This is a genomic window from Colwellia sp. D2M02, assembly GCF_018860755.1.
GTDB classification, from domain to species: Bacteria; Pseudomonadota; Gammaproteobacteria; order Enterobacterales; family Alteromonadaceae; genus Colwellia; species Colwellia asteriadis.
This window is the reverse complement of record NZ_JAHKPW010000064.1, coordinates 76,970-88,808: the sequence shown is the minus strand read 5'-3', so window position 1 is coordinate 88,808 and position 11,839 is coordinate 76,970. Positions and strand designations below refer to the sequence as shown.

The 11,839-nt window shown below is 37.6% G+C and carries 10 protein-coding genes, 3 tRNA genes and 1 pseudogene; 4 read left to right on the top strand and 10 right to left on the bottom strand.

What is annotated here, in order from left to right; all coding sequences use genetic code 11:
- Positions 1-201 precede the first annotated feature (201 nt).
- Complete coding sequence (locus tag KO495_RS11825) at positions 202-594, top strand: MGMT family protein (RefSeq protein WP_289847622.1); 393 nt, start codon at positions 202-204, stop codon at positions 592-594.
- Between the two features lie 123 nt (positions 595-717).
- On the opposite strand, the gene KO495_RS11820 is transcribed toward KO495_RS11825, so the two are convergent.
- Both KO495_RS11820 and tpx read right to left on the bottom strand, forming a co-directional pair.
- Positions 718-1,206, bottom strand: a complete 489-nt coding sequence (locus tag KO495_RS11820; protein ID WP_215980608.1) for an Hsp20 family protein — start codon at positions 1,204-1,206, stop codon at positions 718-720.
- 193 nt (positions 1,207-1,399) lie between these two features.
- Positions 1,400-2,047 (bottom strand): thiol peroxidase, encoded by a 648-nt coding sequence (gene tpx, locus KO495_RS11815; RefSeq protein ID WP_215980607.1) that lies wholly within the window; start codon positions 2,045-2,047, stop codon positions 1,400-1,402.
- Positions 2,048-2,219: 172 nt separating this feature from the next.
- Here tpx and KO495_RS11810 point away from each other — a divergent pair, with 172 nt between their 5' ends.
- On the top strand, positions 2,220-3,365 hold the full coding sequence (locus KO495_RS11810; protein ID WP_215980606.1) for a response regulator: 1,146 nt from the start codon (positions 2,220-2,222) through the stop codon (positions 3,363-3,365).
- A gap of 51 nt (positions 3,366-3,416) precedes the next feature.
- A pseudogene (locus KO495_RS11805) lies at positions 3,417-3,863 on the top strand (diguanylate cyclase); the annotation flags it as partial.
- 165 nt (positions 3,864-4,028) lie between these two features.
- On the opposite strand, the gene lnt reads toward KO495_RS11805, so the two are convergent.
- From lnt to miaB, 5 genes are all read right to left on the bottom strand, one after another.
- Positions 4,029-5,654 (bottom strand): apolipoprotein N-acyltransferase, encoded by a 1,626-nt coding sequence (gene lnt / locus KO495_RS11800; protein WP_215980605.1) that lies wholly within the window; start codon positions 5,652-5,654, stop codon positions 4,029-4,031.
- The gene (locus KO495_RS11795; protein ID WP_215980604.1) at positions 5,647-6,522 is read right to left on the bottom strand and encodes a transporter associated domain-containing protein; all 876 of its coding nucleotides are present in this window, start codon (positions 6,520-6,522) and stop codon (positions 5,647-5,649) included. The genes lnt and KO495_RS11795 overlap by 8 nt, the downstream gene beginning before the upstream one ends.
- Positions 6,523-6,547: 25 nt before the next feature.
- Positions 6,548-7,033 (bottom strand): rRNA maturation RNase YbeY, encoded by a 486-nt coding sequence (ybeY, locus tag KO495_RS11790; RefSeq protein ID WP_215980603.1) that lies wholly within the window; start codon positions 7,031-7,033, stop codon positions 6,548-6,550.
- Positions 7,033-8,064, bottom strand: coding sequence for a PhoH family protein (locus KO495_RS11785; protein ID WP_215980654.1), 1,032 nt, complete (start codon positions 8,062-8,064; stop codon positions 7,033-7,035). Before KO495_RS11785 ends, ybeY begins: the two co-directional genes overlap by 1 nt.
- A gap of 128 nt (positions 8,065-8,192) precedes the next feature.
- Positions 8,193-9,635: a tRNA (N6-isopentenyl adenosine(37)-C2)-methylthiotransferase MiaB gene (gene miaB / locus KO495_RS11780; protein ID WP_215980602.1), complete on the bottom strand. Its 1,443-nt coding sequence runs from the start codon at positions 9,633-9,635 to the stop codon at positions 8,193-8,195.
- A gap of 261 nt (positions 9,636-9,896) precedes the next feature.
- On the opposite strand from miaB, the gene KO495_RS11775 reads away from it, so the two are divergent.
- On the top strand, positions 9,897-11,123 hold the full coding sequence (locus tag KO495_RS11775; protein WP_215980601.1) for an FAD-dependent oxidoreductase: 1,227 nt from the start codon (positions 9,897-9,899) through the stop codon (positions 11,121-11,123).
- 298 nt (positions 11,124-11,421) lie between these two features.
- Here KO495_RS11775 and KO495_RS11770 read toward each other — a convergent pair.
- The 3 genes from KO495_RS11770 to KO495_RS11760 form a co-directional block, all read right to left on the bottom strand.
- Positions 11,422-11,505 (bottom strand) — tRNA-Leu (locus tag KO495_RS11770).
- Between the two features lie 63 nt (positions 11,506-11,568).
- A tRNA-Gln gene (locus tag KO495_RS11765) sits at positions 11,569-11,643 on the bottom strand.
- Between the two features lie 43 nt (positions 11,644-11,686).
- Positions 11,687-11,763, bottom strand: a tRNA-Met gene (locus tag KO495_RS11760).
- Between the last annotated feature and the right edge of the window lie 76 nt (positions 11,764-11,839).

The following is an 11,839-nucleotide window of genomic DNA, read 5'->3' as shown; positions in this document are numbered from 1 at the left end:
CGAGTTCAGGTTAGTTAACCCGAGCTTAGGTTAGTTAATATGATACCCTAATCAACAGAGACTTTCTTATTTATGCGCCAAGTATTAAGTCAGTTTCTTCTTGAAGTATGATTAGTTAGCTCATGTTAGCAATATTTAACGGGCAAACATGGTTTGTTATAGCTATTAAGTTTCTTTATTAAATGCAGGTGATAATGCTCAATGAAAAATAGCGCAGAAATGAAAGCGATTAATAAGCAAGTTGAGCCCAAGCGACATTATGTGCAAATATGGCAAACGGTGCAGCGTATTCCTCAAGGTAAAGTGGCTTGTTATGGGCAGATTGCCGATTTAGCTGGGCTACCCGGTAGAGCTCGATTAGTTGGGAAAGCACTCGGTTGTGTTCCCAAAGATGGTTGGCGAAATCAAAACGTGCCGTGGCAACGGGTAATTAACTCCCAAGGAAAAATCTCTTTTGCTACGGGGAGCGAGGCTTTTATTAAGCAGAAACAGTTATTGAAAGATGAGCAAGTAGTGGTTATAGGGGCTAGGATAAAATTAAAAGACTTTCAGTGGCAGCCTGATTTAGTTGAGTTACTATCTCTTGAGTTTTAATCACGTTATATAAAATGATAATCCCTCGTTAAGTATCAAAAATATAAAAACAGCATAAAAAAGCCCAGTAATTAACTGGGCTAAAAAACATTCAGGGAGATTTAAATAAAACCTAAACTCAGGCTAGCTAGTTTGACCGAGTAAGCTTTTGCCATTAATGGCAACTTTTCTAGGTTTTAGTGCTTCGGGTATCTCTCTTTCTAGATCGATATGAAGTAAACCATTCTTCATAAATGCACCGATGACTTTTACATGCTCACCGAGTTGAAATTTACGCTCAAAGTTGCGCTCGGCAATACCTTGATGTAAAAATTTACGTGGTGCTTTTATCGTACTATCACCCTCTGTGCTTTGATTGTTTTCGTTACTATTATTCGCTTTAGTGCCAATAATAATTAAATGATTATCTTTTGATTCAATATCAATATCTTCTTCACTAAAGCCAGCTACAGCCATTGTAATTCGATATTGATCTTCTGCTAATAGTTCCACATTGTACGGAGGGTATGAAGATTGTTTGTCAGCTCTTGATGCTTTATCAATTAATCCAGCTAAGTGGTCAAAGCCAATAAATGAACGGTAAAGTGGGCTAAAATCTGTTGTAGTTCTCATAATAATTTATCCTAATAAATAGCAATAATGTAAACTAACCTTTCATAATGAACAGGTTGTAATGTATATGAAATCCCTTACGGCGACTTCATAATTAGAGATGGGATTAGGAATTTATTTTTCAAGGAAGAAGTACAATAAAAATAAAAAATATTTTTATTGTACTGTTTTATATAGCTATTTAATTTTACTTTTATTGTTCTTCAGCTTCATCCAGCACAATAACAGGGGCAATATTTTTAACTTTCGTTAATGCTTTATCATAATCAGGGTGTTGTGAAATATTTGCAACTAACTCTTTATAAGTAATCTTTCCTTGCTCATCAATAATGAAAATAGCACGTGTTAATAAACCCATATCTTTAATAAGTAAGCCATAGGCTGCGCCAAAATCACGCCATACTGAATCAGATAACACTTTTACGGCATTAACCCCTTCGGCTTTGCAAAAGCGCTTTTGTGCAAACGGTAAGTCGTTGCTAATGGTTAGTATTGTAATATTTTGAGCTAGTTTTGAGGCTTCTTCATTAAAGCGTTTGGTTTGTAATGAGCAAACACCAGTATCTAAACTAGGTACTACTGAAATCAATAATGTTTGTCCTGAAAAGTCAGCCAGCTGAACTGGCGTAAAATTCTTATCAACTACTTTGAAGGCTGGGGCTTTTTCGCCAACATTAACTTGATTACCCAGTAAAGTAACAAACTTATCACCCGCTTTGACAAGGTCTTGGGTGGAAACCAGTTCATTGGTGTTAAATGAATTAGCAAAGCTTGGTGAAACAAAAAAAATATTGCTTAATAATAAAGCACATACAGAAATCGTAGAACGAGAAATTTTCATGATTAATTAAATTTGATGTGAATTTGTACCAAGTTTAACCGTTTAGAAACAAAAGTTCTATTTATAGTGCTTTCTCATTGTTTTTTTAGCGTGATACTCTATGGTTATGAATAGGAAGTAAGTTTCTTCTCTCGGTTTTGTTTCGTTTGTCAATTTGAGGATCAAGGTTCATATGACCACTAAGTTATTAATTTGTGATGATTCTAATATGGCGCGTAAACAAGTTGCGCGCTCTTTACCTGATGACTGGGATGTTGATATTAGTTTTGCTAATAATGGTGTTGAGGGAATCAAGGCCATTAAAGAAGGCAAAGGGGATGTATTATTACTTGACTTGAATATGCCAGAAATGGATGGTTATCAAGTGCTTGAAACTATTTTAAAAGAAGATCTACCAACCCTTACGATTGTTATTTCTGGAGACATACAGCCTGAAGCTCATGAGCGTGTTACCGCATTAGGTGCTTTAGATTTTATTCAAAAACCAGTAAATAAAGAAAAGCTTACCGAAGTATTGTTGTCTTATGGGGTATTTACCAAGCCAACATCAGATACTGAAAGCAAAGCAGATAAACACCTTAGCGCTGCTCCTGCTGCGGCCGAGCAGTTAGAAAAAGTAGTTAATACTGAAAAGCCAGTTAACACTACAAAAGTTATAGAGCCGCTACATGTTGCTCCTGTTCCTGTCAGTAATGAGCAACCGCCTGAGGAAGTAGAAATTACTATGTCTTCAGATATGCGAGATTGTTACCAAGAAATTGCTAATGTTGCTATGGGACGAGCAGGTGATTTACTGGCAAGAATTTTAAATGTTTTTGTACAGCTGCCTATTCCTAATGTCAATTTTATTGAAGTTAGTGAGTTACGGATGGCGCTAAAAGATATTGAAAGTACTGAAAGTACTTCGGGTATTTGTCAGGGGTTTATTAGTGCTGGTATATCTGGAGAAGCATTATTAATTTTAAATGATTCGAGCTTTAAAGATGTTGCTTCATTAATGAATTATCATTATGAAGAAGATAAAAGTACAGAGTTAGAGTTATTGATGGACTTAGCGAATGTACTGATTGGCTCCTGTTTAAAAGGGGTGTCTGAACAGCTTGATATTCAGTTTAGTCAAGGGCACCCAGAAGTACTCGGTCAGCATAGAAATATTTCTGATCTTATTGCTAATAATGCTAAAAAGTGGAAAAAAACACTCGCTATTGAAATTAGCTACAGTATTGAAAATTATCCAATTAAGTGTGATTTACTTTTACTGTTTACTGAAAAGTCGATGCAGACTTTAAACAACAAGTTAGCTTATTTAATTGAATAACACGGTGATGAGCATTGATAACATCTGTTCAGTTACCTATAGGAATGTGCTATGTCGTTAGAATCATCTCAGCTTAATGAACTACATTGGCTTATGGAAATGTTACATAACATTGATGTCGGTCTAGTGGTTCTAGACAGAGAGTATAAAATACAAATATTTAATGGTTTCATGGAGAATCACAGTGGTCTTTTACCTAGAGAAGTGAAAGGGCAGTGTTTATTTGAATTGTTTAAAGAAATACCACAGGACTGGTTTGTTCGTAAAGCCGACTCTGTTTTTTTATTGAAAAATAAAGCGTTTACCATATGGGAGCAACGACCTTACTTATTTAAGTTTGATAGCTATCGTCCTGTTACGGGTAGTGCTGACTTTATGTATCAAAATACAACTTTTTTACCTTTGCTATCAGCAACAGGCGAGGTTAGTCATTTGTGCCTTATTGTGTATGATGTTACTGATAACGCAATGTATAAACAAAGCTTAGAGCAGGTAAGTCCTGAATCATTAACATAAAGTAGTTTGTTGGTATAAGTGAAATGGTAGCCATAATCTCTATAAAGGAGCTTATGGCTTTTTACTTTAAAAGTCGTTATTGAGGGAGTTATTAAAGTAGTTATTAAGGTCGTTATTAAAATTAACGTATTAAGTCAGTCAAGTGAGTTACTTTACTCGTTTTTCAACTGCTTTAGCACTTATCAACATAAAGACAATAAGTAACCACAGTATTAATTGTGGCGCTTTACTGTATGGTGTGGCACCTTTAACGAGTGCTACTGTTGTTTTCAGTACCGCTTCTTCAAATTGAGGTAATACGGCGGTTACCTCGCCTAAATGGTTGACAGTACCGGTTATGCCATTATTGGTTGAGCGCACTAAAGGGCGACCAAATTCTAATGCGCGCATGCGTGCTATTTCAAAATGTTGGTGTGGACCGTGTGATTTACCAAACCAAGCATCGTTACTTACCGTTAATATGATGTCAGTTTTAGCCGTTAGATTAGCTGAAAGTTGGTGAGGAAAGGCAACTTCAAAACAATTAAGCGGTAATATTGAAAGCCCTTTAGCCATAATATTCGCTTGTACATAATCTCCGGATGAAAACGATGACATCGCTAAGTTAAATAGTGGCGCTATCGGCCTAAGGAAGTCTTCAAACGGAACAAACTCACCAATAGGTAATAAATGATGCTTGTAATAACGGTTACTATGGTTGTAATAATATCCCTGTTCATCGTCTTCATTCTTTTTACCTAAAACGACAATACCGTTGAAGTATTTTTTACTTTCAAAGTTGTAGTTAAGCAAACCGGTAATAATTGCGCTGTTATTCAGTAAAGCTGAACTATTTACTGTAGCTAAATAATCTTGTGCTGCAGGCTCAAGTGTAGGAATAGCAGATTCAGGCCAAACAATAATATCAGCATCGTAATTAGCCCGGGTTAAGTCTAAATATTTCAGCATGGTTGGCCATTCTTGCTCTGGTTTCCATTTAATTGCTTGGGCAATATTTCCTTGAACTAAAGCAATTGAGGTAGTTTTTCCTGATGGTGATATCCATTGTATGTTTGTAAGGAGTGTCGTTGTTAATGTCAGTACCGAAAGTACAATTAGCGGAGTGATTATAGGCTTTAATAATGCTGTTGAAGTGCTAGGGTTTAGCTGGTTTTCGCCGACTTTATTTTGTGCTAAATGCTGCTTTAATTTATAAGCGCTTAATGCCAAAGTAACATTAATCAATAAAATAAGCGCAGTAATCCCTACTTCACCAATAACGGGAGCAAAAACATTTAATGGACTATCTATTTGACTATAGCCGAGGGATAACCAAGGGAAGCCGGTCAAGACAACTGAGCGTAAGTACTCACAAAATAACCAAAGCGGAGGCAATAGCCATAAGTTGAGTTGTTTATTTGAAGAGAGTCGAGCGCTTAGGTAGGCGGCTAATGTAGGATATAGTGCTAGATACAAACACAGTAGCAACATTAACAATAAGGAAACAGCTAAGGGTAAACCACCAAATTGGTCAATGCTAACATGCACCCAGCTTATGCCGCTCGAAAACCAGCCGAGCGCAAAACAAAGCATGTATTTAGCCGATTTTTTTGGCGGTTGCTTATGAAGTTGATATAAAGCGATGCTTGGGAGGCATAATGCTAACCACCAAAGTGAAAAAGGTGCATAAGAAAAGACTAAGAAAAAACCAGCAAAGAAGCACAGCCAGTTAGTTTTATTAGTTATGTTTGCTTTAGCAACTAAAAGGCGTGATTTTTTTACCTGGTTAGTCACTCACTTTTCCACTGATTTGATGATTTTTATCAACGGTTACTTGTAACATTTGTGTTCTTCGGTTATCCGCGCTAACCACTTTAAACTCAAAGTTACCTAAGGCGATTGTTTCGCCTTTTTGTGGCATATGATTAAACTGGTGAAGAACGATACCACCAATGGTGTCTGCATCGGTTTCATCAAAATCACAGTTGAAATAAGCGTTAAAATCACCTAATTCAGTAAGAGAGCGAACTAAATAAACATTACTGGCTAGGTTTTTAATGTCCTCTATAATTTCATCGTCAGTTTCATCTTCGATTTCGCCAACGATTTGCTCAAGAATATCTTCAATGGTGATAACTCCTGAAACGCCACCATATTCATCTACTACTAACGCCATATGATAACGATTTGAACGAAACTCTTTTAAAAGCGGCTCTACCTTTTTACTTTCAGGAACAATAATGGCTGGTCTGATAATATCAGCTAAATTAAATTCTTCTTCGATAGAGTTAAAGCTAAAGGCCAATAAATCTTTTGCTAATAAAATACCATCAACGTGATCAATATCTTCATTAACTACCGGAAAACGAGAGTGACCCGAGTCTAAAATAATCGGTAAAAACTCATCTAAGCATTGGTTTCTATCGATAGTTACCATTTGCGAGCGAGGTATCATAATATCACGCACGCGCATTTCAGATACACCAAGTACCCCTTCAATCATTGATTTTGTTTCAGGGTTGATCAGATCTCTATCTTGAGCATCATTTAAGATGTCAAATAGCTCATCCTTGTTTTGTGGCTCTGGTGTGAATACTTGAATTATTTTATTCAAGAGTGATTTATTTGCGCCATTACTTGGCTGGGAGTTGTCGTCGCTCATAGAGCTTTTTGTATTCCTTTAATAATTATTGTTCTTCGTAGGGGTTGTTAATCCCAAGAGTGGCTAAAATTTTTATTTCTAATGATTCCATTTCTTCGGCTTCATCATCTCTTATATGATCAAAGCCAACTAAATGCAAGCAGCCATGAATGACTAAGTGCGCCCAATGATCAAATAGCGCTTTATTTTGCACGTTTGCTTCTTTTTTAACAATATCGCTGCAAATGATCAAATCACCAAGCAAGTTTAACTCAATTCCATCGGGTAACTCAAAAGGAAAAGACAGCACATTAGTGGGCTTATCTTTTTCACGGTATTGAAAGTTTAGTTGTTGGCTTTCAGTTACTTCAGCTAACCTGATCGTTAACTCAAAGGCTTGTTGCTGAGAATTATTTTCAGCAAGCTCGCTAAGTGCGGTATCAACCCATAATTGAAATTGCTCTTGGGTAGGCAATGCTTTTTCAGCGCAAGCAACTTGCAAGTCAATGGTGTTATGGACAATATTTGGCATTACTTAGTATCGCTATTACCAGTGAACTGTTCATTGCTAATTTTTTTTGCTTGTTGCTCACGATTCAGCTTTTCACGGTTAAGTTTTTGATCATGAGACTCATACGCCTCTACAACGCGAGCAACGACAGGGTGGCGTACTACATCTTTTGATTGGAAGAAGTTAAAGCTAATACCATTAATATCTTGCAGCACCTCAATGGCGTGGCGTAAACCTGACATTTGATGTTTTGGTAAATCAACCTGAGTTATATCGCCAGTAATAACTGCGCGAGAGTTAAAGCCAATACGGGTTAGGAACATTTTCATTTGCTCAACCGTAGTGTTTTGACTTTCATCTAAAATAATAAAAGCATCGTTTAAGGTGCGACCGCGCATATAAGCCAATGGCGCAATTTCAATAACATTACGCTCAATAAGCTTTTCAACTTTTTCAAAACCTAACATCTCAAACAACGCATCGTAAAGAGGTCTTAGGTAGGGGTCTATTTTTTGTGATAAATCACCAGGTAAGAAACCAAGTTTTTCACCTGCTTCAACCGCTGGACGGGTTAATAAGATACGGCGAACTTCTTGGCGCTCTAATGCATCTACCGCACAAGCTACGGCCAAATATGTTTTACCGGTACCAGCAACACCAATACCAAAACTAATATCGTTTGTAATAATGTTTTGCACATAGCTTTGCTGGTTACCATTACGCGGCTTAACGACACCACGTTTGGTTTTGATAGTGATCATATTATCATAGTGAGCATCTAAATCTGCGGTATTATGCGCAGGTTTGTGGCTACTATCGCCATCATTAGTATCTTGCTCTAAACAATCAGCCTCTAAAATAGCTAAATGCACCATTTCAGGGGTAATAATTTTACCTTGGCCGTTTACTTCTTGGCTTTCAATATATAAGTCTTTTAATAACGCGACAACAGCTGTGCAATTTGACGGTTTACCAACAACGGTAAAATCACAACCACGATAACGTATTTCTACGCCTAGGCGGCGTTCAATGGTCTTTAAGTTATCGTCCATAGGGCCACATAAATTCGCTTGTCTGTGATTGTCTACCGGCGATAACGAAAAATGCTCGCTACTAAGTTTAGCGTGAGAAGCTGTCAAATTTTTATCCACTTTATAATGAGTTAATATAGGTTTTGTTGCTAAGGTGCGTAAGTACCAACACCTAAATCGTCTACATTTGACGGTTTAGCGTTGTGATGGTTATTCGCTAAGATATCAGCAGGGGAGTGAGCAATACGTAGCCCCATATCTTTTTCTTCACGAACTAGTTCACCACGTAGTGAGTTGGCGTAAACATCGGTAATTTTAACATCAACAAACTGACCTATTACGTGATGCGGTGCGACAAAGTTCACTGTGCGATTGTTTTCTGTTTTACCACGCAACTCCATCGGGTTTTTCTTTGATGGACCTTCAACTAAAATTCGTTGTTCGGTATTAAGCATTTGGCGAGCAATGCGTAAGGCTTGTTGTGTAATTCTGTCTTGCAAAATTTGTAAACGTTGCTTTTTCACATCATCGCTAATATCGTCAGGTAAATCTGCCGCTGGCGTACCTGGTCTTGCGCTGTAAATAAAGCTGAAACTTAAGTCAAAATCTACCGCTTTAATTAAGTCCATCGTTGCTTGGAAGTCTTCATCAGTTTCACCAGGGAAACCAATAATAAAATCAGAAGACATTGATAAATCAGGACGTGCTTTCTTTAATTTACGTACTTGAGATTTATATTCAAGCGCGGTATGACCACGTTTCATTTGCGTTAAAATACGATCACAGCCACTTTGTACTGGTAAATGTAGGTGATTTACTAATTCAGGTACATCGTTGTATGCATCAATAATGTCATCAGTAAACTCAACCGGGTGTGAGGTGGTATAACGAATGCGATCAATACCATCTATGGTTGCCACTAAACGAACTAAGTCGGCAAAGCGACAAATAGAATCATCATGCATAGCACCACGATAAGCATTTACGTTTTGACCTAATAGGTTAACTTCGCGTACGCCTTGCTCAGCAAGTTGTGCAATTTCATAAAGTACATCGTCTAATGGACGGCTAACTTCTTCACCGCGTGTGTAAGGAACAACGCAGAACGTACAATATTTACTGCAACCTTCCATAATTGATACGAAGGCACTCGCACCTTCAGCTGTAGGCTCAGGTAGACGGTCAAATTTTTCAATTTCAGGGAAGCTAACATCAACAATAGGGCTACTGCTACGTTGTAGTTGATTTAGCATTTCAGGTAAACGGTGTAAGGTTTGTGGACCAAAAACCATATCAACAAATGGTGCTCGTTGGCGAATAGCATCACCTTCTTGTGAAGCAACACAACCACCAACGCCAATCAAAAGATCAGGTTTTTTATCTTTTAAGGTTTTCCAACGGCCAAGCTGATGGAATACTTTCTCTTGTGCTTTCTCTCGAATAGAGCAAGTGTTTAGTAAAATCACATCAGCATCTTCAGCTTCTTCAGCTAATGAGAAGCCATGGGTAGAGTCTAATAATTCTGCCATTTTTTGCGAGTCATACTCGTTCATTTGGCAACCCCAAGTTTTTATATATAGCTTTTTGCTCATTTACTTTACTCTTTTCGCACAAGTTAACACCAGGACAATGCTTGATTTAGCCTAGCACTGATAAAAGGATGCGTATTTTATATTAATTTAACAACGAATTCGACTTTATGTGTGTATCAATGCGTAAAAATCTTAATAGCACGATAAAATAACCTTGTATTGACCTAAAACAGCTTAGTGTGAGTTAAATAAGTCGAAATTCATTGGTGGCTTGCGTAGAATATTCGCCATCTAAATTTATCATTATGATGGATCTTTATCATGGAACATTTTGATTGTGTTGTTATTGGTGGTGGCATGGTTGGTGCGGCGAGTGCATTAACGCTTGCTCAGCTAGGTTTACGAGTTGCCGTGGTTGAAAAATATCAACCGAAAGCGTTTTCACCTACACAATCGGTTGATTTACGTGTTTCGGCTATTTCTTTGGCATCAGAAAATTTATTAACGCAGCTAGGCGCCTGGTCACAAATAGCGCAATGGCGTTTATGTCCTTATAAGCGTTTAGCTGTTTGGGAATGCGAAAATGCTTATACCGAGTTTAATGCGCTTAATATCGAGCAGACACATTTAGGGCACATCGTTGAAAATAGGTTAATACAATTAGCGTTATGGCAGCAAATGACTAGCAATCATAATATTCAGTTATATTGCCCAGAAAGTTTAACGTCATTAACGCAACAGAGCGATAAAGCAACTTTGGTATTAGAGCAAAGCACGATAACTGCTAACTTAGTGATTGGCGCTGACGGTGCTCAATCTAAAGTACGTCAAATGTCTGGGATTGGTTTAACAGGCTGGGATTACCAGCAATCTGCCATGCTGATTAACGTTGAAACACAACATCCGCAACAAGATATTACTTGGCAGCAATATTTACCTGCAGGACCGGTTGCTTTTTTACCTTTATCAACACCAACTACATGTGATGATAAAGGTGAAGTGAGTAATCAACAAATGTCAGGCCAAGCATCGTTAGTTTGGTACCATAACCGCGATGAGATAAAGCGTTTAAGTGCTTTATCTAACAAGCAGTTAACCCAAGAAATATTGAACACTTTTCCTGAGCGTTTAGGTAACGTTAATGTCATTGATAAAGGTGCTTTTGCGTTAACGCGTCGTCATGCTAATACTTATCAAAACAAACAAGTGCTGTTATTAGGCGATGCCGCGCATACTATCAACCCTATGGCAGGACAGGGCGTTAACTTAGGTTTCAAAGATGTCAAAGCGCTACACGAGGTTATTGCAAGTGCAATAGCACATAATGAATGCTGGTATGCACCCGAGGTGCTTGCGCGTTATGAAACATTAAGACGTAACGATAACTTGTTAATGATGTCGACAATGGATGCGCTCTATACGGGCTTTAAACACCCATCGCCGTTGATTAAAGCGGCACGTAATTTAGCCTTGTTAGCAATTAACAAGGTGCCCGTAATTAATTCAACGGTAAAAAATAAAGCACTGGCTTATGCTTGTGGTATCTAATGGGGGCTTTTTTGACTAGAGTTCAGGAGTAGAGCACATCCATTCTGAGCTATTCATAAGTTAATAACGGCTAATCACTGATGAAAAGACTAAAGCTATATGACGCTAAGTTATATGGCTTTTTTATTGGGCGATATTTTGATTTTTAGTGTGAAGAGGCATGTTAAGAGGTAACTAAGCAACTTTAATAAATGTAATCGTTAACTAAGAAGAATAAAAATAGCTATCAGAATATGATAATAAATTAATAGTTTGATGGGGTCTAAGAAAATACAGTAGGAATATATAAGAAGATAAATGGTACGGGAGGAGAGACTTGAACTCTCACATCAAAGATACTGGAACCTAAATCCAGCGCGTCTACCAATTCCGCCACTCCCGCGCATTGGATTTCCACACTATTATACTAGTCGCTATCAGATGATAAAGAAAGTTTAAATAGAAGTGGCAGGGGTAAGAGGATTTGAACCTCTGAATGACGGGATCAAAACCCGCTGCCTTACCGCTTGGCTATACCCCTGTTATGTCATTACTTTTTATCTAAGTTCACTAAGAAACTTAAATGGTGGCTACACCGGGATTTGAACCTGGGACCCCATCATTATGAGTGATGTGCTCTAACCAGCTGAGCTATGTAGCCTATATAATCTGTTATAAATAACAAAATTATTTTTGGTTAATTTAATAACCTTTAATCAAATGGTACGGGTCAAGAG